This is a genomic window from Streptomyces sp. NPDC002181, assembly GCF_042890485.1.
In the GTDB taxonomy this organism is placed as follows: Bacteria; Actinomycetota; Actinomycetes; order Streptomycetales; family Streptomycetaceae; genus Streptomyces.
Window position 1 is genome coordinate 1,073,212 of record NZ_JBIASC010000001.1, and the last position, 26,685, is coordinate 1,099,896.

20 protein-coding genes and 1 tRNA gene are annotated in these 26,685 nt (G+C 68.1%); 3 read left to right on the plus strand and 18 right to left on the minus strand.

The genetic code is table 11. The features are described from left to right. Nucleotides 1-148: 148 nt before the first annotated feature. From tuf to rpsL, 4 genes are all read right to left on the minus strand, one after another. The gene (tuf, locus tag ACFYXV_RS04980) at nt 149-1,342 is read right to left on the minus strand and encodes an elongation factor Tu (RefSeq protein ID WP_366100273.1); all 1,194 of its coding nucleotides are present in this window, start codon (nt 1,340-1,342) and stop codon (nt 149-151) included. Nucleotides 1,343-1,490: 148 nt separating this feature from the next. Beyond that, entirely contained in the window at nt 1,491-3,623 is a 2,133-nt protein-coding gene (gene fusA, locus ACFYXV_RS04985; protein ID WP_385467950.1) for an elongation factor G, read from the minus strand. A gap of 39 nt (nt 3,624-3,662) precedes the next feature. Next, a complete protein-coding gene (gene rpsG, locus ACFYXV_RS04990; protein ID WP_007265894.1) occupies nt 3,663-4,133 on the minus strand; it encodes a 30S ribosomal protein S7 in 471 nt (156 codons plus the stop codon). 2 nt (nt 4,134-4,135) lie between these two features. Then, nucleotides 4,136-4,507: a 30S ribosomal protein S12 gene (gene rpsL, locus ACFYXV_RS04995; protein WP_007265893.1), complete on the minus strand. Its 372-nt coding sequence runs from the start codon at nt 4,505-4,507 to the stop codon at nt 4,136-4,138. Between the two features lie 487 nt (nt 4,508-4,994). On the opposite strand from rpsL, the gene ACFYXV_RS05000 reads away from it, so the two are divergent. After that, the gene (locus tag ACFYXV_RS05000) at nt 4,995-7,484 is read left to right on the plus strand and encodes a YfhO family protein (protein ID WP_389382013.1); all 2,490 of its coding nucleotides are present in this window, start codon (nt 4,995-4,997) and stop codon (nt 7,482-7,484) included. Between the two features lie 111 nt (nt 7,485-7,595). Here the strand turns inward: ACFYXV_RS05000 and ACFYXV_RS05005 are convergent, their stop codons facing one another. The 11 genes from ACFYXV_RS05005 to ACFYXV_RS05055 form a co-directional block, all read right to left on the minus strand. Continuing rightward, nucleotides 7,596-11,495 (minus strand): DNA-directed RNA polymerase subunit beta', encoded by a 3,900-nt coding sequence (locus ACFYXV_RS05005; RefSeq protein ID WP_030154672.1) that lies wholly within the window; start codon nt 11,493-11,495, stop codon nt 7,596-7,598. A gap of 97 nt (nt 11,496-11,592) precedes the next feature. Next, complete coding sequence (gene rpoB / locus ACFYXV_RS05010; RefSeq protein WP_048474780.1) at nt 11,593-15,075, minus strand: DNA-directed RNA polymerase subunit beta; 3,483 nt, start codon at nt 15,073-15,075, stop codon at nt 11,593-11,595. A 607-nt stretch (nt 15,076-15,682) separates the two neighbouring features. Next, entirely contained in the window at nt 15,683-16,066 is a 384-nt protein-coding gene (gene rplL, locus ACFYXV_RS05015) for a 50S ribosomal protein L7/L12 (RefSeq protein ID WP_099889950.1), read from the minus strand. Nucleotides 16,067-16,177: 111 nt separating this feature from the next. Beyond that, nucleotides 16,178-16,708, minus strand: coding sequence for a 50S ribosomal protein L10 (gene rplJ, locus ACFYXV_RS05020; protein WP_099889951.1), 531 nt, complete (start codon nt 16,706-16,708; stop codon nt 16,178-16,180). 284 nt (nt 16,709-16,992) lie between these two features. Then, nucleotides 16,993-17,883, minus strand: coding sequence for a hypothetical protein (locus ACFYXV_RS05025; protein WP_389382014.1), 891 nt, complete (start codon nt 17,881-17,883; stop codon nt 16,993-16,995). Nucleotides 17,884-17,965: 82 nt separating this feature from the next. Next, a complete protein-coding gene (locus tag ACFYXV_RS05030; protein WP_389382015.1) occupies nt 17,966-18,940 on the minus strand; it encodes a hypothetical protein in 975 nt (324 codons plus the stop codon). A gap of 192 nt (nt 18,941-19,132) precedes the next feature. Continuing rightward, nucleotides 19,133-19,861, minus strand: coding sequence for a 50S ribosomal protein L1 (rplA, locus tag ACFYXV_RS05035; protein ID WP_030154662.1), 729 nt, complete (start codon nt 19,859-19,861; stop codon nt 19,133-19,135). Nucleotides 19,862-19,950: 89 nt separating this feature from the next. Beyond that, nucleotides 19,951-20,385: a 50S ribosomal protein L11 gene (gene rplK, locus ACFYXV_RS05040; protein WP_030154660.1), complete on the minus strand. Its 435-nt coding sequence runs from the start codon at nt 20,383-20,385 to the stop codon at nt 19,951-19,953. A 168-nt stretch (nt 20,386-20,553) separates the two neighbouring features. Then, nucleotides 20,554-21,495, minus strand: a complete 942-nt coding sequence (nusG, locus tag ACFYXV_RS05045; RefSeq protein WP_389382016.1) for a transcription termination/antitermination protein NusG — start codon at nt 21,493-21,495, stop codon at nt 20,554-20,556. A gap of 84 nt (nt 21,496-21,579) precedes the next feature. Next, the gene (secE, locus tag ACFYXV_RS05050; RefSeq protein ID WP_030154653.1) at nt 21,580-21,861 is read right to left on the minus strand and encodes a preprotein translocase subunit SecE; all 282 of its coding nucleotides are present in this window, start codon (nt 21,859-21,861) and stop codon (nt 21,580-21,582) included. Nucleotides 21,862-21,966: 105 nt separating this feature from the next. After that, nucleotides 21,967-22,039 (minus strand) — tRNA-Trp (locus ACFYXV_RS05055). 219 nt (nt 22,040-22,258) lie between these two features. On the opposite strand from ACFYXV_RS05055, the gene ACFYXV_RS05060 reads away from it, so the two are divergent. Beyond that, on the plus strand, nt 22,259-23,485 hold the full coding sequence (locus ACFYXV_RS05060) for a pyridoxal phosphate-dependent aminotransferase (RefSeq protein WP_053687955.1): 1,227 nt from the start codon (nt 22,259-22,261) through the stop codon (nt 23,483-23,485). A 132-nt stretch (nt 23,486-23,617) separates the two neighbouring features. Then, complete coding sequence (locus ACFYXV_RS05065) at nt 23,618-24,637, plus strand: adenosine deaminase (protein WP_385472581.1); 1,020 nt, start codon at nt 23,618-23,620, stop codon at nt 24,635-24,637. Between the two features lie 21 nt (nt 24,638-24,658). Here ACFYXV_RS05065 and ACFYXV_RS05070 read toward each other — a convergent pair whose 3' ends face one another. Genes ACFYXV_RS05070 through ACFYXV_RS05080 form a run of 3 tightly spaced genes read right to left on the minus strand, consistent with a single transcriptional unit; the run spans nt 24,659 to nt 26,625 of the window. Beyond that, nucleotides 24,659-25,075: a hypothetical protein gene (locus tag ACFYXV_RS05070; protein WP_385472584.1), complete on the minus strand. Its 417-nt coding sequence runs from the start codon at nt 25,073-25,075 to the stop codon at nt 24,659-24,661. Nucleotides 25,076-25,090: 15 nt separating this feature from the next. Beyond that, nucleotides 25,091-26,218, minus strand: coding sequence for a UDP-N-acetylmuramate dehydrogenase (locus ACFYXV_RS05075; RefSeq protein ID WP_389382017.1), 1,128 nt, complete (start codon nt 26,216-26,218; stop codon nt 25,091-25,093). Then, nucleotides 26,215-26,625 carry a DUF3291 domain-containing protein gene (locus ACFYXV_RS05080; RefSeq protein WP_389382018.1) on the minus strand — a complete coding sequence of 137 codons (411 nt, stop codon included), beginning with the start codon at nt 26,623-26,625 and terminating at the stop codon, nt 26,215-26,217. Before ACFYXV_RS05080 ends, ACFYXV_RS05075 begins: the two co-directional genes overlap by 4 nt. Nucleotides 26,626-26,685: the final 60 nt, after the last annotated feature.

A 26,685-nucleotide genomic window follows, 5' to 3' on the forward strand; every position in this document is an offset into this window, starting at 1 on the left:
GCCCGCGCCCGCAGGCCCGCGCCCGTACGTCCCGCACGCCCGTGCCCGTACGACGAAGGGCCCCTTCCCCGCCGCCGAGGCGGTGGGGAAGGGGCCCTCCTGTCAAACATGGTGCCCGTTCGCACGAGCTACCAGGTCAGAGCACGAATTACTTCGTGATCTTGATGACCTGGCCGGCGCCGACCGTACGACCACCCTCACGGATGGCGAACTTCAGGCCCTCCTCCATGGCGACCGGCTGGATCAGCGCGACCGTCATCTCGGTGTTGTCGCCCGGCATGACCATCTCCGTGCCGGCCGGCAGGGTGACGACACCCGTGACGTCCGTGGTACGGAAGTAGAACTGCGGGCGGTAGTTGTTGAAGAACGGGGTGTGACGGCCACCCTCGTCCTTCGACAGGATGTAGGCCTGGGCCTCGAACTCGGTGTGCGGCGTGACCGAACCGGGCTTGATGATGACCTGGCCGCGCTCGACGTCCTCGCGCTTGATGCCACGGAGGAGCAGACCGACGTTCTCACCGGCCTGGCCCTCGTCGAGCAGCTTGCGGAACATCTCGATGCCGGTGACCGTGGTGGTGGTCTTGGCTTCCTTGATGCCGATGATGTCGACGGTCTCGTTGACCTTCAGGACACCACGCTCGATACGGCCGGTGACGACCGTACCGCGACCGGTGATCGTGAAGACGTCCTCGACGGGCATGAGGAACGGCTTCTCGGTGTCACGCGGCGGGGTCGGGATGGCCTCGTCGACGGCGGACATGAGGCCGAGGAGCTTCTCGCCCCACTCCTTGTCGCCCTCAAGGGCCTTCAGCGCGGAGACGCGGACGACCGGCAGGTCGTCGCCCGGGAACTCGTACTCGGAGAGCAGCTCACGGACCTCGAGCTCGACGAGCTCCAGGATCTCCTCGTCGTCCACCATGTCGGCCTTGTTCAGGGCGACGACGATGTACGGAACGCCGACCTGGCGGGCCAGGAGCACGTGCTCCTTGGTCTGCGGCATCGGGCCGTCGGTGGCGGCGACCACGAGGATGGCGCCGTCCATCTGCGCGGCACCGGTGATCATGTTCTTGATGTAGTCAGCGTGACCCGGGCAGTCGACGTGGGCGTAGTGACGCGCCTCGGTCTGGTACTCGACGTGCGCGATGGAGATGGTGATACCGCGCTGGCGCTCCTCAGGAGCCTTGTCGATCTGGTCGAAGGCCGAGGCCTCGTTCAGGTCCGGGTACGCGTCGTGCAGCACCTTGGTAATGGCGGCCGTGAGGGTCGTCTTACCGTGGTCAATGTGACCGATGGTGCCGATGTTGACGTGCGGCTTAGTCCGCTCGAACTTCGCCTTCGCCACGGGGTCCTCCTGGAGAGTGGTTCTGTACGCCTTACTCATCGGCGCCAGGTGATCTTTGCTGGAAAGCCGGTCCCTCCGGGGCAACGGAGGATTACTCCTGTTGCCCCAGAGGCTCCGGTGACAAGCCTAAAGCGTGTACTCGGAAGAGTTACTCGCCCTTGGCCTTCGCGATGATCTCCTCGGCGACGTTCCGGGGAACCTCGGCGTAGGAGTCGAACTGCATCGAGTAGCTGGCGCGACCCGAGGTCTTGCTGCGGAGGTCTCCGACGTAGCCGAACATCTCCGAAAGGGGCACGAGGCCCTTCACGACACGAGCACCGTGACGCTCCTCCATGGCCTGGATCTGGCCACGGCGGGAGTTGATGTCACCGATGACGTCACCCATGTAGTCCTCAGGGGTGGTGACCTCGACGGCCATCATCGGCTCCATGAGCACGGGGGACGCCTTGCGCGCGGCCTCCTTGAAGGCCTGCGAACCGGCGATCTTGAACGCGAGCTCGGAGGAGTCGACCTCGTGGTAGCCACCGTCGAGAAGCGTGACGCGGACGCCCGTCATCTCGTAGCCGGCCAGGATGCCGAACTGCATGGCCTCCTGCGCACCGGCGTCGACCGAAGGGATGTACTCCTTCGGCACGCGGCCACCGGTGACCTTGTTCACGAACTCGTACGCCGGACCGTCGGTCTCGGTGATCGGCTCGATCGCGATCTGCACCTTGGCGAACTGACCGGTACCACCGGTCTGCTTCTTGTGGGTGTAGTCGTGACGCTCCACGGTCCCGCGGATGGTCTCGCGGTAGGCGACCTGCGGCTTGCCGACGTTGGCCTCGACCTTGAACTCGCGCTTCATACGGTCGACCAGCACCTCAAGGTGCAGCTCGCCCATACCGCCGAGGATGGTCTGGCCCGTCTCCTCGTCCGAGTGAACGTGGAAGGAGGGGTCCTCCTCCGCCAGGCGCTGGATGGCGACACCCAGCTTCTCCTGGTCACCCTTGGACTTGGGCTCGATGGCGACCTGGATGACCGGAGCCGGGAAGTCCATGGACTCCAGGATCACGGGCTGCTTGTCGTCACACAGCGTCTCACCGGTGGTGGTCTGCTTCAGGCCCATGACGGCGACGATGTCACCGGCGCCCACCGCGGCGATCTCTTCACGCTTGTTGGCGTGCATGCGGTAGATCTTGCCGATGCGCTCCTTCTTGCCCTTGACGGAGTTCAGCACCGAGGTGCCGGCCTCCAGGCGGCCCGAGTAAACCCGGACGAAGGTGAGCTTGCCGAGGTGCGGGTCGCTCATGATCTTGAACGCCAGCGCCGCGAGGGGCTCCTCGTCGGACGGCTTGCGCTTCACGACCACCTCGGCGTCGCGGACGTCGTGGCCCTCGATGGCCTCGATGTCCAGCGGCGACGGGAGGTAGCGGACGACGGCGTCGAGCAGGGGCTGAACGCCCTTGTTCTTGAACGCCGTGCCACAGAACACCGCGGTGATCGTGGGCTCGCCCTTGCCCTTGCCGGAGCCGAGGATGATGCGACGGACGGCGGCGTGCAGCTGCTCCACGGACGGCTCGTCGCCGTTCAGGAAGAGCTCCATGATCTCGTCGTCGTTCTCGGCGACGGTCTCGACCAGCTTGCCGCGCCACTCTTCAGCGGCCTCGGTGTGCGTGGCCGGGATGTCGACGATGTCGTACATCTCGCCCTTGGTCGCCTCGGCGGACCAGACGAACGCCTTCATGGTGACCAGGTCGACAACGCCCTGGAAGTCCATCTCGGCACCGATGGGGAGCTGCATGACGATCGGAACCGCACCGAGGCGGTCCTTGATCATGTCGACGCAGCGGTGGAACTCGGCGCCGGTGCGGTCGAGCTTGTTGACGAAGCAGATGCGCGGCACGCCGTAGCGGTCCGCCTGACGCCAAACGGTCTCGGACTGCGGCTCCACGCCGGCCACACCGTCGAAGACGGTGACGGCGCCGTCGAGGACGCGGAGCGAACGCTCCACCTCGACGGTGAAGTCGACGTGACCCGGGGTGTCGATGATGTTGATGGTGTGGTCAACATCTTCGAGCGGCCAGTGGCAGGTCGTAGCGGCAGACGTGATGGTGATACCACGCTCCTGCTCCTGCTCCATCCAGTCCATCGTGGCAGCGCCGTCGTGGACCTCACCGATCTTGTACGACACACCGGTGTAGAACAGGATGCGCTCGGTGGTGGTCGTCTTGCCCGCGTCGATGTGGGCCATGATGCCGATGTTGCGCACCTTGGCCAGGTCAAGCGAAGTGGTAGCCATAAGGCTTCGGTCTTCTCTCGGTCTCGATGTGGGGTGGGACTACCAGCGGTAGTGCGCGAAGGCCTTGTTGGACTCGGCCATCTTGTGCGTGTCCTCGCGCTTCTTGACGGCAGCGCCAAGACCGTTGGAGGCGTCGAGCAGCTCGTTCATGAGGCGCTCGGTCATGGTCTTCTCACGACGGGCGCGGGAGTAACCCACGAGCCAGCGGAGGGCCAGGGTCGACTGGCGACCCGGCTTGACCTCGACGGGGACCTGGTAGGTCGCGCCACCGACACGGCGGGACTTGACCTCAAGCGACGGCTTGACGTTCTCCAGCGCGCGCTTCAGCGTGATGACCGGGTCGTTGCCGGTCTTCTCGCGGAGGCCTTCCATGGCGCCGTAAACGATGCGCTCGGCGGTGGAGCGCTTGCCGTTCAGGAGGATCTTGTTGATGAGCGACGTCACCAGAGGAGATGCGTAGACCGGGTCGATGATGACCGGGCGCTTCGGGGCGGGGCCCTTACGAGGCATTCTTACTTCTCCTTCTTGGCGCCGTAGCGGCTGCGGGCCTGCTTGCGGTTCTTGACAGCCTGGGTGTCAAGCGCACCGCGGATGATCTTGTAACGAACACCCGGCAGGTCCTTCACACGGCCACCACGCACGAGCACGATCGAGTGCTCCTGCAGGTTGTGTCCCTCACCCGGAATGTAAGCGGTGACCTCGATGCCGGAGGTCAGACGCACACGCGCGACCTTACGGAGCGCCGAGTTCGGCTTCTTCGGGGTGGTCGTGAACACACGCGTGCAGACACCACGACGCTGGGGCGAAGCCTCAAGCGCGGGGGTCTTCGTCTTCTCGACCTTGTCCTGCCGGCCCTTCCGGACCAGCTGCTGGATCGTAGGCACTACTTCTCCGGTTTCTGTGTGCCGTGTAGTGAAGCTAACCTGGAACTTTGCCGACCCACGCGGTCGGGTGTGTCGGATCCGGCGGGACTCCGCGCAAGCACGGAAACGCATGGATCGCGGCGGCCGATCCGGCTCTCATGCGGTTGATGGACACGCACGGGAGCCCAGGCACACCCCAGGCACAAGGTCTGAGCGTACCCACCGCATCCCATCCGGTCAAAACAAAGGCCCGCGCGGGACCGGCCCGACATCACCGCCGGTCATGCGCCGCTTGGGCGAGACCCCCGTGTGGCCCTCCCGACTCGCGCATGTGGTAAAGGCGTGCTAAGTGGCTCGGGACGAGGCGGCCGCCCCGGCGAACTAAACTGCCCCAGCCGATCCACTGGATTCGTCCCGAAACGGTACGGGCATCCACAGGCACCCACCGGCCGCCCACGGACATCCACGGGCATCCACGGGCATCCACGAGCACTCAGGGAGCGGGACATTGCGGACGGTCACCTCGGAGACGACGGCGACGGACCGTCCGCTCGTTCCGGCACCCCGCCACCGGCCCCCGTGGCTCGGCCTCGTACCCGCCCGCCTGCGCGACCGCCTGTACGGGCCCCTGCTGGCGTTCCTGATCACCTCGGCCGCGTTCTGCTCGGCCTGGGCCGCCCGGGGCACCTTCCCCTTCGGCAACACCGGCCGGGCCATCAACGACCAGGCCAACCAGTACGTGCCCTTCCACCGCGCGCTGTGGGACCTCGTCCACGGGCAGGCCGCCGGGGACGTGCTGTTCACCTGGCGCGGCGGCTTCGGCCAGCAGTTCCTGTCCGACTACCACACGTACCTCGGCAACCCGTTCTCCTGGCTGGCCGTCCTGGTCCCGCGCGACCACGTCGACCTCGCCGTTTTCGCGATCACCCCCGTGACGATGGGCGCGGCCGCCGCCGTCATGACGGTCTACCTCGGCAAGCTGCACCCCGGCCCCTGGTGGCAGCGCGGGGTCCTCGGAGCCTGCTACGGGCTGTGCGGCTGGGCGCTCAGCGACGCCTCGTACATCCCGATGTGGCTGTGGGGCCTGGTCGCGCTCCCCCTGCTCGGCATCGCCGTCGAGTGGTGCCTGGAGGAGCGCCGCTGGCCGGGCGTGGCCCTGTTCGTCGCGCTCGCGTGGTTCGGCAACTTCTACACCGCGATGATGGCCACGATGGCCGCCTGCGTGCTGCTCGCCATCCGCCTGGCCACCCGGGACATGACCGGCCGGCAGAGGCTGCGCGCCGTGTGGCGGGCGGCGACGGCCGCCGGAACCGGCATCCTGCTGACCCTGCCGCTGCTGCTGCCGTCCTTCCTCTCCAGCGGCTCCGCCCAGCCCACCCAGGCCGGGGCCTTCGAGCCCGTACGGATCGAGCTGTTCCTGGCCGGGATGCTCCCGGCCACGCACCTGTGGGGCGGCCGGCCGCGGCTGTACGTGGCCTCCCTGGGCCTGATCCTCGCCGGATCGTTCCTGTTCAACGCCGCCATCGCGCGCCGCACCCGCCTCGTGTGGGCGGCGGCGACGCTGCTCGTCGCGGCCTCGTTCCAGTTCCCGCCGACCCAGTACGTGTGGCACGGTCTGGCGGTGCCGAACGGCAACCCGTACCGCGAGACCTTCGTCTTCAGCGGCATGGTGGTGGTCCTGGCCTGGCTGGCCCTGGCCCACCGCCCGCGCCCGCCGCACGTGGCATCGGCGGCCGCCCTGCTGGTGGCGGCCACCTTCGTCCTGCGCAAGGCCAACGACTTCGGCGGCTGGACCTGGCCCGCGGTGCTGGTGGGCGGGGGCGTCTCGCTGCTGGCCCTCGTCCTCCTCTCCCTGGGCGAGAAGCGGCGGTACCTGATCCCGGTGGCCGCGGTCCTCATGGTCGGCGTCGTCTTCGCGGAGTCCGCGGTGGCGGCCGCGAGCGCGGACTCCCGCCGCGCCCGCGAACGCTGGGCGAAGCCGGTCGCCACCTCGAACAAGTCGATCGGCGCGCACTTCGACGCCGTCCGGCAGGTGGACGGCTGGCCCGAGTACCGGACCGACTCCGGCGCGCCGCAGAGCGCCTACAACGACGCCCTGGCGCTGCGCGCGGAGGGCCCGCAGTACTACAGCAGCTACCTGCCGGAGGCCACGTACCGCGCCCTGGAGCCCCTCGGCTACGGCTTCAAGAACGACGGCCGCACCTTCTTCGGCGCCGACAGCCCGGTGCTCGACGCGATCTTCTCGATCGGGGCCCGGGTCCGTCCGGGGGCCGCTCCGGACAGCTGGACGTCCACCCGCTTCGCGGCCCCTCCCCTGGTGACCGTCCGCACCGGGCCCTACGCCTCCCCCAACCCGGCGGACAGCGTCTACGCCCGCCAGGAGAACGTCCTCGGCGCCACGGTCTACCAGGTCCCGACGACGACGCGCGGCGGCACGGCGACGCGGCAGACGTACACGGCCCGGTGCGCCCCGGGCTCCGAGGCGTACTGGTTCTCCCCCGAGCTCTACGGCACCCTCGACTTCGCCGGTGCTCCGCGCCCGCTGGAAGACCGGATGACGGGCGTGGTGAAGCTCGGCGAGGTCCCCGCGACCGGCACGGTCGAGGTCGCGGTGTCGACCCGCACCAAGGACGCGACGGCCGGCGAGCACCCCGTCGGCTGCCTGGACCGCGCCGCCCTGGACGGGGCGATCGCCTCCCTGAGGTCCACCGGTGCCACGAAGGTCACCACGGGCGGCCACTCCATCGAGGCCACCCTCCCGAAGGGCGCCACGGGCACCGCGGTCTTCGCGATGACCGACGTCCCGGGCTGGCAGTGCACGGCGCCGGTGAAGGACTTCCACGGCCTGGTGGCCACGGACGTCCCCGCGGGCACCGACAAGGTCTCCTGCACCTTCACCCCGAAGGGCCTCGCCCCCGGCCTCGCCGCGGCCGCCCTGGCCCTCCTGACCCTCACCTCGGTAACCCTCACCGCCCTCCGCCGCCGCCGGCGGGCCTGACCGCGTCCGCCGGGGGACCCGGGTCCCCCGGCGGAGCCCCCGGGCCCGGAACACGAAGAAGCCCCCCGCCGCTCCTCTCGGAGCGGCGGGGGGCTTCCTTCATACGAGCTGTCAGCCGTTGTACGGGCCGTAGTCGTAGTCCTCCAGCGGGACGGCCTGGCCGGAGCCCGTGCCGAAGGGCGAGTAGTCGATGTCGTCGTAGCCGACGGCCGAGTACATCGCGGCCTTCGCTTCCTCGGTGGGCTCGACCCGGATGTTGCGGTAGCGGGCGAGGCCCGTACCGGCCGGGATGAGCTTACCGATGATGACGTTCTCCTTGAGGCCGATGAGGCTGTCGGACTTGGCGTTGATCGCCGCATCCGTCAGGACTCGGGTCGTCTCCTGGAAGGAGGCGGCCGACAGCCAGGATTCCGTCGCCAGCGAGGCCTTGGTGATACCCATCAGCTGCGGACGGCCGGAGGCGGGGTGACCGCCCTCGGTGACCACACGACGGTTCTCGGTCTCGAACTTCGAGCGCTCGACGAGCTCGCCCGGCAGGAGCTCCGCGTCGCCGGACTCGATGATCGTCACGCGGCGGAGCATCTGCCGGATGATGATCTCGATGTGCTTGTCGTGGATCGACACGCCCTGCGAGTTGTAGACCTTCTGGACTTCGCCGACCAGGTGGACCTGGACGGCACGCTGGCCGAGGATGCGCAGCACGTCGTGCGGGTTGGTGGCACCCGCGGTGAGCTTCTGGCCCACCTCGACGTGGTCGCCCTCGTGCACGATGACCTTGGCGCGCTTCGAGATCGGGAACGCCGTCTCGTCGCTGCCGTCGTCGGGCGTGATGACGATCTTCTTCGTCTTCTCGGTCTCCTCGATCCGCACGCGGCCGGCGGCCTCGGAGATCGGGGCGACACCCTTCGGGGTACGGGCCTCGAAGAGCTCGACGACACGCGGCAGACCCTGCGTGATGTCGTCACCGGCCACACCACCGGTGTGGAAGGTACGCATCGTCAGCTGGGTACCGGGCTCACCGATGGACTGGGCGGCGATGATGCCGACCGCCTCACCGATGTCGACCAGCTTGCCGGTGGCGAGCGAGCGTCCGTAGCAGAAGGCACAGGTGCCGACCGCGGACTCACAGGTCAGGACCGAGCGGGTCTTGACCTCCTCGACGCCGTTGGCGACCAGGGCGTCGATCAGGACGTCACCGAGGTCGACGTTGGCAGGCGCGATGACCTTGCCGTCGATGACGACGTCCTCGGCCAGCATGCGGGCGTAGACGGACGTCTCGACGTCGTCGGCCTTGCGCAGCACGCCGTCCTCGCCGCGGACGGCGATCTTCAGCTTCAGGCCGCGCTCGGTGCCGCAGTCCTCCTCGCGGATGATCACGTCCTGCGAGACGTCCACCAGACGACGGGTCAGGTAACCCGAGTCGGCGGTACGCAGGGCGGTGTCCGCCAGACCCTTACGGGCACCGTGCGTGGAGATGAAGTACTCCAGAACGGTGAGGCCCTCACGGAAGGACGCCTTGATCGGACGCGGGATGGTCTCGTTCTTCGCGTTCGACACCAGACCACGCATACCGGCGATCTGTCGCATCTGCATCATGTTTCCTCGGGCACCCGAGTCAACCATCATGAAGATGGGGTTCGTCTTGGGGAAGTTCGCGTTCATCGCCTCGGCAACCTCGTTGGTCGCCTTGGTCCAGATCGCGATGAGCTCCTGCGTGCGCTCGTCCTTGGTGATCAGACCGCGCTCGTACTGCTTCTGGACCTTCTCGTCCATCGCCTCGTAGCCCGCGACGATGGCCTTCTTGGCCTCGGGCACGACGACGTCGGAGATGGCCACGGTGACGCCCGAACGGGTCGCCCAGTGGAAGCCGGCCGCCTTCAGGTTGTCGAGCGTCGCCGCCACGATGACCTTGGGGTAGCGCTCCGCCAGGTCGTTGACGATCTCGGAGAGCTGCTTCTTGCCCACCGAGTAGTCGACGAACGGGTAGTCCTCGGGCAGCAGCTCGTTGAAGAGCGCGCGGCCCAGCGAGGTCTTCAGACGGAAGCTGTCGCCCGGCTGGAACTCCTGCTCGCCCTCTTCGGCGACCGGCGGCACCCAGCCGCGCGGCGGGATGGTGCCCACCGGGAAGCGGATGTCGACGGACGACTGCAGCGCGAGCTCGCCGGCGTCGAACGCCATGATCGCCTCGGCCGTGGAGCCGAACGCGCGGCCCTCGCCCTTGGTGTCACGGAGCTCACCGTCGGTGGTCAGGAAGAACAGACCGAGGACCATGTCCTGGGTCGGCATCGTGACCGGACGGCCGTCGGCCGGCTTGAGGATGTTGTTCGAGGACAGCATCAGGATGCGGGCCTCGGCCTGCGCCTCCGCGGAGAGCGGCAGGTGCACGGCCATCTGGTCACCGTCGAAGTCCGCGTTGAACGCGGTGCAGACGAGCGGGTGGATCTGGATGGCCTTGCCTTCGACCAGCTGGGGCTCGAAGGCCTGGATGCCGAGGCGGTGCAGCGTGGGCGCACGGTTCAGCAGAACCGGGTGCTCGGCGATGACCTCTTCGAGCACGTCGTACACGACCGTGCGGCCGCGCTCGACCATGCGCTTCGCCGACTTGATGTTCTGCGCGTGGTTCAGGTCGACCAGGCGCTTCATCACGAACGGCTTGAAGAGCTCCAGCGCCATGGCCTTGGGCAGACCGCACTGGTGCAGCTTCAGCTGCGGGCCGACGACGATCACGGAACGCGCGGAGTAGTCCACGCGCTTGCCGAGGAGGTTCTGACGGAATCGACCCTGCTTGCCCTTGAGCATGTCGCTCAGGGACTTCAGCGGACGGTTACCGGGACCGGTCACCGGGCGACCGCGACGACCGTTGTCGAAGAGGGCGTCCACGGCCTCCTGGAGCATGCGCTTCTCGTTGTTCACGATGATCTCGGGGGCACCGAGGTCGAGAAGGCGCTTCAGACGGTTGTTGCGGTTGATCACGCGGCGGTACAGGTCGTTCAGGTCGGAGGTCGCGAAGCGGCCACCGTCCAGCTGCACCATCGGACGCAGGTCCGGCGGGATGACCGGCACGCAGTCCAGAACCATGCCCTTGGGGCTGTTGCTGGTCTGCAGGAACGCGGAGACGACCTTGAGGCGCTTGAGCGCACGGGTCTTCTTCTGGCCCTTGCCGGTACGGATGATCTCGCGGAGGCGCTCGGCCTCCTCCTCCAGGTCGAAGGACTCCAGGCGCTTCTGCAGCGCCGCGGCACCCATCGAACCGTCGAAGTAGGTACCGAAGCGGTCGCGCAGCTCGCGGTAGAGCAGCTCGTCGCCCTCCAGGTCCTGGACCTTGAGGTTCTTGAAGCGGTTCCAGACCTCGTCCAGACGGTCGATCTCGCGCTGGGCGCGGTCACGGAGCTGCTTCATCTCGCGCTCGGCGCCTTCGCGCACCTTGCGGCGCACGTCGGCCTTGGCGCCCTCGGCCTCAAGCTCGGCCAGGTCGGTCTCGAGCTTCTTGGCCCGGCCTTCGAGGTCCGCGTCACGGCGGTTCTCGATCTGCTGGCGCTCGACGGAGACGTGGGCCTCCAGCGACGGGAGGTCGCGGGTGCGGCGCTCGTCGTCCACGAACGTGATCATGTACGCGGCGAAGTAGATGACCTTCTCGAGGTCCTTCGGCGCGAGGTCCAGCAGGTAGCCCAGGCGCGACGGGACGCCCTTGAAGTACCAGATGTGGGTGACGGGAGCGGCGAGCTCGATGTGGCCCATCCGCTCACGGCGCACCTTGGCGCGCGTGACCTCGACGCCACAGCGCTCACAGATGATGCCCTTGAAGCGGACACGCTTGTACTTGCCGCAGTAGCACTCCCAGTCCCGGGTCGGACCGAAGATCTTCTCGCAGAAGAGTCCGTCCTTCTCGGGCTTGAGGGTGCGGTAGTTGATGGTCTCCGGCTTCTTGACCTCGCCGTGCGACCAGGTTCGGATGTCGTCCGCGGTGGCAAGGCCGATCCGCAGCTCGTCGAAGAAGTTGACGTCGAGCACTGTGCGTCAATCCCTCTTTCGGGGTCGAGTCTCAATCATGGTCTGAACGGTCCCGGGGATGACGGGGGGCTCTTGAGCGAGCCCCCCGTCAGGCCCGTCAGACCTCTTCGACGCTGCTCGGCTCACGCCGGGACAGGTCGATACCGAGCTCCTCCGCCGCGCGGAAGACGTCCTCGTCGGTGTCGCGCATCTCGATGGACATGCCGTCCGAGGACAGCACCTCCACGTTGAGGCAGAGCGACTGCATTTCCTTGATGAGCACCTTGAAGGACTCGGGAATGCCCGGCTCGGGGATGTTCTCGCCCTTGACGATGGCCTCGTAGACCTTCACGCGGCCGGTGACGTCGTCGGACTTGATGGTCAGCAGCTCCTGGAGGGCGTAAGCGGCGCCATAAGCCTCAAGCGCCCACACCTCCATCTCACCGAAGCGCTGGCCACCGAACTGCGCCTTACCACCCAGCGGCTGCTGCGTGATCATCGAGTACGGACCGGTCGACCGCGCGTGGAGCTTGTCGTCGACCAGGTGGTGGAGCTTGAGGATGTACATGTACCCGATCGAGATCGGGTCCGGGAACGGCTCGCCGGAGCGGCCGTCGAACAGACGCGCCTTGCCGGACGGGAGGACCAGGCGGTCGCCGTCGCGGTTCGGGATGGTGTGCTCGAACAGGCCGGCGAGCTCGTCCTCGCGGGCACCGTCGAACACCGGGGTGGCGACGTTGGTGCCGGGCTCGACGCGGTCGGCGCCGATGGCCTTCAGTCGCTCGGCCCACTCCTCGCCGAGGCCGGAGACGTCCCAGCCGCGGCTGGCGAGCCAGCCGAGGTGGATCTCCAGGACCTGTCCCGGGTTCATTCGGGACGGGACACCCAGCGGGTTCAGGATGATGTCGACCGGCGTGCCGTCCTCAAGGAAGGGCATGTCCTCGATCGGAAGGATCTTGGAGATGACACCCTTGTTGCCGTGGCGGCCGGCGAGCTTGTCACCGTCGGTGATCTTGCGCTTCTGGGCGACGTAGACGCGGACCAGCTGGTTCACGCCCGGAGGAAGCTCGTCGCCCTCCTCGCGGTCGAAGACGCGGACACCGATGACCTTGCCGATCTCACCGTGAGGGACCTTGAGCGAGGTGTCACGCACCTCGCGGGCCTTCTCACCGAAGATCGCGCGGAGCAGGCGCTCCTCGGGGGTCAGCTCGGTCTCGCCCTTGGGCGTGACCTTGCCGACGAGGATGTCGCCGGCGACGACGTCCGCACCGATGCGGATGATGCCGCGCTCGTCGAGGTCGGCGAGGACCTCCTCGGAGACGTTCGGGATGTCCCGGGTGATCTCCTCGGGGCCCAGCTTGGTGTCACGGGCGTCGACCTCGTGCTCCTCGATGTGGATCGAGGAGAGGACGTCGTCCTGCACGAGGCGCTGCGACAGGATGATCGCGTCCTCGTAGTTGTGGCCTTCCCACGGCATGAACGCGACGAGCAGGTTCTTGCCGAGGGCCATTTCGCCCTCTTCGGTGGCCGGGCCGTCGGCGAGGACCTGGGCCTCGACGATCCGGTCGCCCTCGTTGACGATGACCTTCTGGTTGACCGAGGTGCCCTGGTTCGAGCGGGAGAACTTGGCGACGCGGTACGTGGTGTACGTGCCGTCGTCGTTGGCGACGGTGACGTAGTCGGCCGAGACCTCCTGGACGACACCGTCCTTCTCCGCCTTGATCGAGTCGCCGGCGTCGACCGCACAGCGGTACTCCATGCCGGTGCCGACGAGCGGGGCCTCCGCCTTGATGAGCGGAACGGCCTGGCGCATCATGTTCGCGCCCATGAGGGCGCGGTTGGCGTCGTCGTGCTCAAGGAAGGGGATCATCGCGGTCGCGACGGACACCATCTGGCGCGGGGAGACGTCCATGTAGTCGACGTCGTCGCCGGCGATGTAGTCGATCTCGCCGCCACGACGGCGGACCAGTACGCGGTTCTCGGTGAAGCGCATCTCGTCGTTCAGGCCGGCGTTGGCCTGGGCGATGACGAAGCGGTCTTCCTCGTCGGCCGTCAGGTAGTCGACCTCGTCGGTGACGACACCGTCGACGACCTTGCGGTACGGGGTCTCGACGAAACCGAACGCGTTGACGCGACCGTAGGACGCGAGCGAGCCGATCAGACCGATGTTCGGGCCTTCAGGGGTCTCGATCGGGCACATGCGGCCGTAGTGCGACGGGTGGACGTCACGGACCTCGAAGCCGGCCCGCTCACGGGACAGACCACCGGGACCCAGAGCCGAGAGACGACGCTTGTGCGTCAGACCCGACAGCGGGTTGTTCTGGTCCATGAACTGCGACAGCTGGCTGGTGCCGAAGAACTCCTTGATGGAGGCGACGACCGGCCGGATGTTGATCAGGGTCTGCGGCGTGATCGCCTCGACGTCCTGCGTGGTCATGCGCTCGCGGACGACGCGCTCCATACGAGCCAGACCCGTGCGGACCTGGTTCTGGATGAGCTCGCCGACGTTGCGCAGACGACGGTTGCCGAAGTGGTCGATGTCGTCGGTCTCGACGACGATCGAACGGCCCGACTCACCGGTGGTCTCGGTCTCGCCCGCGTGGAGCTTCACGAGGTACTTGATCGTCGCGATGATGTCGTCGGTGGTGAGCACACCGGCGTCCAGCGGCTCGTCGGCGCCGAGCTTCTTGTTCACCTTGTAGCGGCCGACCTTGGCGAGGTCGTAGCGCTTCGGGTTGAAGTAGAGGTTCTCGAGCAGCGTCTGAGCGGCCTCGCGGGTCGGCGGCTCGCCCGGGCGCAGCTTGCGGTAGATGTCGAGCAGCGCGTCGTCCTGGCCCTGGGTGTGGTCCTTCTCCAGGGTGGCGCGCATGGACTCGTACTCGCCGAACTCTTCGAGGATCTGCTCGGTGGTCCAGCCGAGAGCCTTCAGGAGGACGGTGACGGACTGCTTGCGCTTGCGGTCGATGCGGACACCGACCATGTCGCGCTTGTCGACCTCCATCTCCAGCCAGGCACCCCGGGACGGGATGATCTTGGCGGAGAAGATGTCCTTGTCGGACGTCTTGTCGATGGAGGAGTCGAAGTAGACACCGGGGGAACGGACGAGCTGCGACACCACGACACGCTCGGTGCCGTTGATGACGAAGGTGCCCTTGTTGGTCATGAGCGGGAAGTCGCCCATGAAGACCGTCTGAGACTTGATCTCACCGGTCTCGTTGTTCGTGAACTCGGCCGTGACGAAGAGCGGCGCCGCGTACGTGAAGTCGCGCTCCTTGCACTCGTCGACGGAGTTCTTCGCCGGCTCAAACCGGTGGTCGCGGAACGTCAGCGACATGGAACCGGAGAAGTCCTCGATCGGCGAGATCTCCTCGAAGATCTCTTCCAGACCGGACTTGGTGGGAACGTCCTGTCCACTCTCGAGCGCCGACTCGACGCGAGACTTCCAGGCTGCGTTGCCGAGCAGCCAGTCAAAGCTCTCGGTTTGCAGCGCCAGGAGGTTCGGAACCTCGAGAGGCTCCTTGATCTTTGCAAAGGAGATGCGCAGCGGGGCGGTGCTGGCACCGGTGTTCGTATTGGTCGAGGCGTTGCGCGAGGCGGCCAAGAGGGGGTCCTTCCGAGGGCTCGGACTCACTACGCGCGTACCGGTCCCAGCTGACACAGAAGACGGCCCGCCCGATTCGGTCGAAAAGACCTGGTCAGGGCGTATCGATCAAGTGTGCTCAAGCGTGGGCATGCCCCTGGCGACGGGCAGGGGGCAGCTAACAGGCAGCGCAAAGGGTCAGTGTAGCCACTTGGCTCACTGATGTCCAGACCAGGTTTCCGGAAACCGGCAACAGGCCTTCCCCATGTCGTTGAAACCAACCCTGCGACCCTGCGTCCAACACGCGGCTCTCGTGGCTCTCGCACACAGAGCGCGTATCAGTACTGCCCTCTTCGTAGTCGATCCATGCCTCGGATCCTCGATCCGTGCACCGGATCTCGGACCGATCCGATCGATCCCACATCGGGACTGAGAATTGCGCGCCGCGTCCCGTTCGTCAAGGCCCCCTGCTCCGTGCGGATCAGCTCAGGACCCGGCCGCGGGGCAACGATGATCACCCTACTCCCCAACGAGACCAGGGCAAGTCAGGCACTGCGGGTACGCCAAAGGGCGACCACCCTTACGGGTGATCGCCCTTGGTTGAGGCCTCAGGAGGGCCTCAGAGGTGTTACTTGACCTCGACGGCCGCACCGGCGCCCTTGAGGGCCTCGGCGGCCTTCTCGGCGGCGTCCTTGGCGACCTTCTCGAGGACGGGCTTCGGCGCACCGTCGACGAGGTCCTTGGCCTCCTTCAGACCCAGGGAGGTCAGCTCGCGCACGACCTTGATGACCTGGATCTTCTTGTCGCCGGCACCGGTGAGGATGACGTCGAACTCGTCCTTCTCCTCCTCGGCCTCGGCGGCGGGGCCGACACCGGCCGGACCGGCAACGGCGACGGCCGCGGCGGCGGTGACGTCGAACTTCTCCTCGAAGGCCTTCACGAACTCGGAGAGCTCGATGAGGGTCATCTCCTCGAACTGGGCGAGGAGGTCGTCCTGAGAGAGCTTCGCCATGATGGGCGATCCTTCCACTAATTCGGCAGGTGCCGATATGTCTATAGAGGCGGGCGTAACGGCCCGCTACGACCCACGCACTAGGCGGCGTGGATCAGTGCGCGAGCCGAATTACTCGGCACCGCCCTGCTCGGCGAGCTTGACGCGAAGCGCTTCCGCAGTGCGGACGAACTTCGACGGCAGCGCCTGGAAGAGCGAGGCAGCCTGAGACTGCTTGCCCTTGAACGCGCCGGCCAGCTTGCTGAGCAGAACCTCGCGGGACTCGAGGTCCGCAAGCTTCTTGATCTCATCGGCGGTGAGCGCCTTACCATCAAGGACACCCGCCTTGATGATGAGGTTCGGGTTCTCCTTGGCGAAGTCACGCAGGCTCTTCGCCGACTCCACCGGGTCACCGGTGATGAAGGCGACCGCGGTCGGACCAGCGAAGTGCTCGTCCAGCGCGGTGATCCCGGCCTGGTTGGCCGCAATCTTGGTCAGCGTGTTCTTCACCACGGCGTACTGGGCGTTCTCACCGAGAGAACGACGCAGCGTCTTGAGCTGCGCGACGGTGAGACCCCGGTACTCGGTCAGCACGGCGGCGTTCGAGCTCTGGAACGCGTCCTTGAGCTCGGCTACCGATGCAGCCTTGTTGGGCGTCGGCATATGCGTTCGCCTCCTTCCGGGTGATGAGGACCGCTCAGAAGGGGCTGACATACGAAACGCCCCGGCGCAGGCGCCAGGGCGTAGCTCAACCGGAATGAAATTCCGGGAACAATCCAAGGTCACCTGCGCAGGACGTCCGCAATTGGCGGATCCTTCGGCCGCCGTACCCTGACGGGCACGACAACGACCAGCGGTCTTTGGCTTCTCCGGAAGAGTACGTGAACCGTCCGACCCGAGGCAAATCGCCTCGGGAGCGCCCGGGACCCCCGGGCGCTCCCCCGGAATCAGGAGCCGCCGAGACCGCCCAGCCCCGCGTCCTTCAGGGTCTGGTCGGCCCCCTTCAGCGTTTCGTCGACGCCCTTGAGCTTGTCGTCGACGCCCTTCATCACCTCGTCGAAGTCGGCCACCTGGTCCGCGGGCGGCGCCGTGACCGGAGCGGTCGTGCCGAAGCCCGAGAACTTCGCCGAGACCTTCGTGGTGCCGTCCTTGGTGCCCTGCGCCGAGTCGACGCGGACGGGGTGGCCGTCCTTGCCGATCCACAGGTCCACGTCCAGGCTCGTGTACTCCTTCAGCGCCTCGTGGAGGTACTGCCGGTTCGCCGCTTCCATCACCTGGGTGGACTCGTCCGCGGCGAGCAGGTCGGCGTTGGTGAGGGAGGCCTTGAAGTGCTTGGCCTCCCCGCCGTCGATCTGCTCGGTGCCGACCAGCGCCACCTTCTGCTGGCCGAGGAGCACGGCCAGGTAGTCGGCCGGGTCGTCGTTGAACCGGGCGCGGGACTTGCCGTCCTTGTTCAGGTTCATCTTCATCCAGGACTTGCCCTCCAGGGGCTTGTCCGAGTGGGTGTAGATCACGTCGCCGATCATGACCTGGTCGGCGCCGTCGCCCTTGGCGTCGATGCCGGTGGCCGACGGATACCAGCCCTTCGTGCCCGAGAGCTGATCGGCCTTGCCGCTGCCCGAGGTGACGGTCATCTCGTACTTGGCGAACTTGGCGGCCGCCGTCTTCGTGTAGGACGCCTTCAGCGCGTCCGCCGGCGTCTGGGCCTTGGTCTCGGCCCCGGCCTTGCCGTCGGTCTTCCCCTCGGCCTTGTCGGTCCCGCAGGCGGTCAGGCCGCCCACGAGCAGCGCGGCCCCCGCCGCGGCGGCCGCGGCCCGGGTCAGTACAGCCGTGTTCATCGGTTCTCCCCCATGGTTGTGCTGGTTGTGCTGGTTGTGCTGGTTGTGCCGGTGGTGCGTACGGCCTCGCGGCCGGTCGGTCTCAGGCCCCGGCCCCGGCGCCGGTGGCGCCCAGCTCCTTGAGCTTCGCGAAGACGTCGAGCGTCTCGTTCTCGGGCGGGGTGTGGACGTTCGCCGTCGTGGCGTAGTCGGAGTAGTGGGCGTCCAGGTCGAGGTTTCCTTCGGGCGTGCCGATGGCGGCCTTCATACGGGCCGGGTAGCCGTCCGCGTTCACCCAGACGTCCATGTCGTAGCCCTTGATGCCGGCCTTCTTCATGGCTTCGGCGAGCTTCCCGCGGTCGGCCTCGGGCAGCGCCGTGGAGCCCCCGTTCGCGGCGAGCATCTCCTCCAGGCTCAGGGTGCCCTTGTAGTGCCGCGTGTCGGCGCCGTCGACGTTCTCGGAGCCGACGAGCTTCACGTTCGGGGAGGCCAGCAGCAGGCCGAGCTGCTTGGCGGGGTCCTGGTTCTGCTCCGCCCCGCCCAGGCTGCCCATGCCGCCCATGCCGCCGAGCTGCTTCAGCGCCGCGGCGTCCCCGGCGGCCTCCGCGGCGGCCTTCACGTCGATCTTCATCCAGCGCTTGCCCTCCATGGCCGCCGAGGACAGCGGCGAGCCGGCCGGCACCTCCATGTACATGACGTCGTTCGACATGATCGTGCGCATGGAGTCGATGCCGGAGGCGCCGAGGCCGCCCTTCACGGTGATGTCCATGACCTGCGGGTCCCACCCCTGCACGCCCGTCATCTCGACGCTCTCGCCGCCGAGTCCGCCGGACATCTTCATGGTCATGCGGACCTTGGCCGACTTGGCGGCCGAGGTCTTTTGGTACGCCGCGGTGAGGGCCTCGGTGGCCGAACCGCCCGCCGCGGGAGCGGAGGGCCGCGCGGAGGGCGCGGACGCGGCCTTGCCCGAGTCGTCCTTCTTGCCGTCGTCGCACGCGGTGGCCCCGCCCACGAGCAGTACGGCGGCCAGCGTCGCGCCGGCGGCCTTCCTCCGGTGCGCAGCGCGGTATGCAGACATAGAGATCCCCACCCCTGTGTGATCGTTCGCTTCGACGCCGACCCTACGTTCCCCCGCCCCGTCCTCGCGCGCCGGTTACCGCCCGGTTCGGGACATGTGGTCCGGAACACGGAAAACGGGCCCCCCGCCGCCCTGTGAAGGGGGCGAGGGGCCCGTTTCAGCCACTCAGGTGAGCCGGGGGCTCAGCGGAGCTCAGACAGCGGCCGGGTCTTCCTCGACGAGGAGGTTCCGGGTGCGGTTCGAGTCCAGCTGGATGCCGGGGCCCATCGTGGTGCTCAGGGCGGCCTTCTTGACGTAGCGGCCCTTCGCGGCGGACGGCTTCAGACGAAGGATCTCGTCCAGGGCCGCACCGTAGTTCTCGACCAGCTGCTCATCGGTGAAGGAGACCTTGCCGATGATGAAGTGCAGGTTCGAGTGCTTGTCGACACGGAACTCGATCTTGCCACCCTTGATCTCGGTGACAGCCTTGGCGACGTCCATGGTGACGGTGCCGGTCTTCGGGTTCGGCATCAGGCCACGCGGACCGAGCACGCGGCCGAGGCGGCCGACCTTGCCCATGAGGTCCGGAGTGGCGACAACCGCGTCGAACTCGTTCAGGCGGTTGCCCTTGGCGATCTCGTTGATCAGCTCGTCGTCGCCGACGATGTCGGCGCCGGCGGCTTCCGCGGCCGCAGCACGGTCACCGGTCGCGAAGACCAGGACCCGGGCGGTCTTACCGGTGCCGTGCGGGAGGTTCACGGTGCCACGGACCATCTGGTCGGCCTTGCGCGGGTCGACACCCAGGCGGAAGGCGACCTCGACGGTGGCGTCGAACTTGGTCGTGGAGGTCTCCTTGGCGAGACGGACGGCCTCGAGCGGGGCGTACAGCTTCTCCCGGTCGACCTTGGCGTCCGCAGCGCGGAGAGTCTTGCTGCGCTTCACTTCTGCTCCTGTATTTCGGCTTCAGGCATGGAGTCGTGGTGCGGACCAGCGCTTGGTCCTACCACTGGTGGTGCTGGGGGGTGGCTGGATCAGCCTTCGACCGTGACGCCCATCGAGCGCGCGGTGCCGGCGATGATCTTCATCGCGGCGTCGACGTCGTTGGCGTTGAGGTCGGGCATCTTCAGCTCGGCGATCTCGCGGACCTGGGCGCCGGTGAGCTTGGCGACCTTGGTCTTGTGGGGCTCGCCGGAGCCCTTCTCGATGCCCGCGGCCTTGAGGATCAGGCGCGCGGCCGGCGGAGTCTTGGTGATGAAGGTGAAGGTGCGGTCTTCGTAGACCGTGATCTCCACCGGCACGACCATGCCACGCTGCGACTCGGTCGCGGCGTTGTAGGCCTTGCAGAACTCCATGATGTTGACGCCGTGCTGACCGAGCGCGGGGCCGACCGGCGGAGCCGGGTTGGCCGCACCGGCCTTGATCTGGAGCTTGATAAGCCCCGTGACCTTCTTCTTCTTGGGAGGCATTGCTCTCTCCGGGTCCTAGTGAGAGTTTTTCGCCGCCAATCCGGTCATCCGGATGGAGGCATACCGCACCACGATAACGGGTATCGGAGCGGGGCTAAAAACCGAGCAGGTCAGACCGCCCTTCACGGGGCGATCTGACCTGTCCGGAAGCGTTGGCTCAGAAGATCGTCAGTTCTTCTGGATCTGGTCGAAGCTGAGCTCGACCGGGGTCTCGCGACCGAAGATCTCGACGAGGCCCTTGACCTTCTTCGAGTCCGGGTTGATCTCGTTGATGGTCGCCTGCAGCGTCGCGAACGGACCGTCGGTGACGGTGACCGAGTCGCCGACCTCGAAGTCCAGGACCTCGATGGTGCGCTTGACCGCGGGGGCCGGCAGACCGGCGTCCTCGGCGGCCTGCTTGGCGGCCTTCTCCTGCGCCTCCGGGGCGAGCATCTTGACGATCTCGTCCAGCGTCAGCGGGTACGGGTCGTACGCGTTGCCGACGAAGCCGGTGACACCGGGGGTGTTGCGGACGACGCCCCAGGACTCGTTCGTCAGATCCATGCGGACGAGAACGTAACCGGGCAGCTTGTTCTGCCGGACGTTCTTGCGCTCGCCGTTCTTGATCTGGACGATCTCTTCCTCGGGCACCTCGGCCTGGTAGATGAACTCCTCGACGTTCAGCGAGACGGCGCGCTGCTCCAGGTTGGCCTTCACGCGCTTCTCGTAGCCCGCGTAGGTGTGGATCACGTACCACTCGCCGGGCAGCAGGCGCAGTTCGTCGCGCAGGGCCTGGATGGGGTCGACGGGCTCGGCGTCGGCGGCCTCCTCGGCCTCCTCCGCGTCCTCGGTCTCGGCGGCGTCGTCCGCGTCCTCGGCGGCGTCCTCCGCGGCCTCGGCCTCGACGGCCTCGACGGCCTCGGGGGCGTCCTCGCCGGCCTGCGCGTCGTCCGCGGTCTCGTCGGCCTCGTCCTCGACGTGGAGCGCGGCCTCTTCGGCGGCGACACCCGCCTCGGCGTCGGCAAGCTCGACCTCGTCCGGGTCCACAGCGTCTGCCGCCTCGACGATGTCGAGCTCGTCCTCGACGGACTCGACGGAGTCGTGGCTCGCGTTCAGGTTCGGGTCAGACACGGTGGCTGCTTCTTCCTGGATACAAAAGGTGGTCGAACATGCGAAAACGGGCGGCACCCATCAAGGCGCCGCCCTCCGCGGGGATCAGCCGAAGACGAACTTGATGGCTTCCTGGAACCCATAGTCAATCACGGTCACCAGACCGATCATGATGACGACGAAGACAATCACCACGGTGGTGTACGTCGTGAGCTGGTTGCGCGTCGGCCAGACGACCTTGCGGAGTTCCGCGATGATCTGGCGGTAGAACAGCGCGAGACGACCCAGAGGACCCTTCTTCCCGCGCTTGCCGCCCTTGCGGGCCTTCTTCTCGCGGGTGTCGTCCTCGGCGTCAGGCATGTCGATGGAGCCCAGGGCGTCCGTCACGTCTCTCACCTGAATCCGGGTCGTGGCCGTAGCCGCGCCCGGTTGCGCCGCACGGCGTTGCATCGAAGTACGTACCTGCGCACACGTCCGAGAAGGAGTGTGGAGCAGGGCCGGAGGGACTCGAACCCCCAACCGCTGGTTTTGGAGACCAGTGCTCTACCAATTGAGCTACGACCCTTTGTTGCGTCCCCCAACCTACCGCATCCAGACGGGTGCACGGAGTGCTCGCGCTCTGGAGTGACCGGCAGGGGCCAACGACAGGTGAGTGTACGTGTTCCTGGACCTGACGTCGAACGTAGCCCTGGACCTGACATCCGAACGAGCACATTCGCGAGTGGTCCGTCCGATCGCTGAAACAGCGTGCCGGGCTTCTGAGGCGTCTGGGACGATTGGCCTCATGACCTCTGAAACGCCTTCCGCCGAGCGCCGCGTCTCCGCCCGTATCGGCGCCATTTCCGAGTCCGCCACCCTCGCCGTGGACGCCAAGGCCAAGGCCCTCAAGGCCGCCGGGCGCCCGGTGATCGGCTTCGGCGCCGGCGAGCCCGACTTCCCGACCCCCGACTACATCGTCGAGGCCGCGGTCGAGGCCTGCCGCAACCCCAAGTACCACCGCTACACGCCGGCCGGCGGCCTGCCCGAGCTCAAGACCGCGATCGCCGCGAAGACGCTGCGCGACTCGGGCTACGAGGTGGACGCGTCGCAGGTCCTGGTGACCAACGGCGGCAAGCAGGCGATCTACGAGGCGTTCGCGGCGATCCTGGACCCGGGTGACGAGGTCATCGTCCCTGCCCCGTACTGGACCACCTACCCGGAGTCGATCCGTCTCGCCGGCGGTGTCCCGGTCGAGGTCGTCGCCGACGAGACCACCGGCTACCGCGTCTCCGTCGAGCAGCTCGAAGCCGCCCGCACCGAGCGCACCAAGGTCGTCCTGTTCGTCTCCCCGTCGAACCCGACCGGCGCCGTGTACTCCGAGGCCGACGCGGAGGCCATCGGCCGCTGGGCCGCCGACAAGGGCCTGTGGGTCCTGACCGACGAGATCTACGAGCACCTCGTCTACGGCGAGGCCAAGTTCGTCTCCCTGCCGGCGATCGTCCCCGAGCTCGCCGACAAGTGCATCATCGTCAACGGCGTGGCCAAGACGTACGCGATGACCGGCTGGCGCGTGGGCTGGATCATCGGCCCCAAGGACGTGGTCAAGGCCGCGACCAACCTGCAGTCGCACGCCACCTCCAACGTCTCCAACGTGGCCCAGGTCGCGGCGCTCGCCGCCGTCTCCGGCAACCTGGACGCCGTCCACGAGATGCGCACGGCCTTCGACCGCCGCCGCCAGCTGATCGTGCGGATGCTGAACGAGATCGACGGCGTGTTCTGCCCGACCCCCGAGGGCGCCTTCTACGCGTACCCGTCGGTCAAGGAGCTCCTCGGCAAGGAGATCCGCGGCAAGCGCCCGCAGACCTCCGTCGAGCTGGCCGCGCTGATCCTGGACGAGGCCGAGGTCGCGGTCGTCCCGGGCGAGGCCTTCGGCACCCCCGGCTACCTGCGCCTGTCGTACGCCCTGGGCGACGCGGACCTGGTCGAGGGCGTGTCCCGCATCCAGAAGCTGCTCGCCGAGGCCAAGGCCTGAGGTCCGGCTCCGCGAACGCCGGTGGGGCGGTACCCGTACGGGTACCGCCCCACCGGCGTTTTTGCGTTCGAGCAAGGTCCCGTTCAGGGAATCGGGCTGCCGAACGGGTGACAAGTGCGGCAGGATCACCGGATGGAGCACGTACGCGATCTCACGCTTCTGCCGAAAGCCCACCTCCACCTGCACTTCACCGGGTCGATGCGCCCCTCGACCCTCCTGGAGCTCGCCGACAAGTACGGCGTGCGCCTCCCGGACGCCCTGACCGCCGGTGAGCCGCCCAGGCTCCGCGCCACCGACGAGCGCGGCTGGTTCCGCTTCCAGCGGCTGTACGACGCCGCCCGGTCCTGCCTGCGCGAGCCCGAGGACATCCGCCGGCTGGTCCGCGAGGCCGCCGAGGAGGACGTACGGGACGGCAGCGGCTGGCTGGAGATCCAGGTGGATCCCACCTCCTACGCCCCCCTGCTCGGCGGCATGATCCCGGCCGTCGAGATCATCCTGGACGCCGTCGAGGCCGCCTCGCGCGAGACCGGACTCGGCATGCGGGTGCTGATCGCCGCCAACCGCATGAAGCACCCGCTCGACGCCCGCACCCTGGCCCGTCTCGCCGTCCGCTACGCCGACCGCGGCATCGTCGGCTTCGGGCTCTCCAACGACGAGCGCCGCGGCATGGCCCGCGATTTCGACCGGGCCTTCGCCATCGCCCGCGAGGGCGGCCTGCTCGCGGCCCCGCACGGAGGCGAGCTCACCGGTCCCGCCTCCGTACGCGACTGCCTGGACGATCTGCACGCCTCCCGCATCGGCCACGGAGTACGGGCCGCCGAGGACCCGCGGCTGCTGAAGCGGCTCGCGGACCGGCAGATCACCTGCGAGGTCTGCCCGGCGTCGAACGTCGCCCTCGGGGTCTACGAGCGGCCCGAGGACGTCCCGCTGCGCACGCTCTTCGAGGCCGGGGTGCCGATGGCGCTGGGCGCCGACGACCCGCTGCTGTTCGGCTCCCGGCTGGCGGCGCAGTACGAGATCGCCCGCCGCCACCACGCGTTCACGGACGCGGAGCTCGCCGAGCTGGCCCGCCAGTCGGTGCGCGCAAGCGCCGCGCCGGGCGAGGTGCAGGACAAGCTGCTGGCCGGGATCGACCACTGGCTGGCCACCTGAGGCGGCCAGCGGGACCCGGACTCACCGCGTGAGCCGCAGGTCGCCCTCCCAGCAGTCGGCCCGGACCCGGTCCCCGTCGGGGAAGCCGATCTCCAGCTGCGTGCGGCCGGTCCGCGGGGCCGCGAACTCGGCCACGGTCGCCACCTCGTCGCCGAGGTGCCGCAGGAAGGGGTGGTCGCCGAGGTCCTCGCCGACCTCGATGCGGCCCCACTCCCCCATGTCGTACGGCTCGTGCGGCGCGGCGCATTCGACGATGAGGCACCCGTCGGACCCGGTGCTGATCCTGGTGGACTCGCCCTCGCTGTCGATCAGCCAGACGTCGAGCGGTGCCTCGGAGCGTTCGCCCTCGCAGACGTGCCAGGACGCGACGATCCTGCTGATCGTGCGTCCCACCAGGCGGGTGGGGTCCGTACCGGCCCCGTGCAGTGGACAGAGCATGGCGGCCGGGACTCCTCAGATGCTGACGCCGACCGTCACCGGCTCGTTGACCAGGGTGACGCCGAAGGCCGCGTGGACGCCCGCGACGACCTCGCGGGCCAGGGTGAGGAGGTCCTCGGTGGTGGCCTGGCCGCGGTTGGTCAGCGCGAGGGTGTGCTTGGTGGAGATGCGGGCGGGGCCCGTGCCGTAGCCCTTGGTGAAGCCGGCCTTGTCGATCAGCCAGGCCGCGCTGGTCTTCGTACGGCCTTCGCCGGCGGGGTACGCGGGCGGGGCGGTCTCGGCGCCGAGCCGGTCCCGGACGCGGGCGAGGAAGGCGGCGTACGCCTCGTCGCTCAGGATCGGGTTGTGGAAGAAGGAGCCGGCCGACCAGGTGTCGTGGTCGGCGGGGTCGAGGACCATGCCCTTGCCGGCGCGCAGCCGCAGTACGGTCTCGCGGGCCCGGGCCGCCGGGACCCGGTCGCCTGCCTCGACGCCGAGGGCGCGGGCGGTCTCGGGGTACTTGATCGGCGCGGACATGCCGCCCGCGTCCTCCAGGGCGAAGCGGACCCGCAGGACCACGTAGCGGTCGGGCTGGTCCTTGAAGGTGCTGTTGCGGTAGCGGAACGCGCACTCGGCGGCGGGAAGGGTCACCGTCTCGCCGGTGATGCGGTCGTACGCGAGCACCTCGGTGATCGTGTCGCAGACCTCCTGGCCGTACGCCCCGACGTTCTGGATCGGGGTGGCACCGGCGGAGCCGGGGATTCCGGCGAGGCATTCGATGCCGGCCAGGCCCGCCTCGACGCTGCGGGCGACGGCGTCGCTCCAGTTCTCGCCGGCGGCGAGCTCCAGCCGCGTCCCGTCCAGGTGGAAGCCGGTGGTCGCGATGCGCAGGGCGGTGCCCTCGAAGCCGCGGTCGCCGATGACCAGGTTGCTGCCGCCGCCGATGACGAGGAGCGGGGTGCCGCTCTCGTCCGCGGCGCGGACGGCTGCGACCACCTCGGCGTCGGTGGTCGCGGTGACCAGACGAGTGGCGGGGCCACCGAGGCGGAAGGTGGTCAGGGGGGCGAGGGGGGCGTCGTGGAGTTCCTGCACGTGGACAAGAGTACGGTCCGTGCCCCTCGCATCCCTGCGGGGCCACGGACCGTACGTCTCGCCGCGTGTCACGCCGCGTGTCCCGAGCGGGCGGCCTCCTCGGCGAGCCGGTGCTCGGCTTCGGCCCAGGTGATGGGGAGGGCGGACGCCGGGACGGTCCAGAAGGTGAAGGTCGACTCCCGCATGAACGCGGCGGCGGCCCGGGAGCTGGAGCGGTGCGGCTCGCTGCGGGCGAAGCGGTGGAGCGCGCCGGGGTCCTCCCAGGCGGAGAGGGTGAGGAAGGTCCGGCTCGGGATCCGGGCGCGGAGGGCGACGCCGTGGGCGCCGGGGGCCTTGCGGATCTGGCCGATGATGCCGGGCGCCTTGAGGAAGAACCTGATCGCGCCGAGCAGGGTCTTGGTCTCGAAGCGGGAGGCCATGACGTGGACCTCGGCGTCGGGGGCGGGCGGGGTGGGCGTGAGCCAGGGGATGTCGGGCACGGGGTGCGCTCCTTCGGTCGAGCGGTTCCGGGGAGGGGCGGGGCGGGCGGGGAGGGGCGG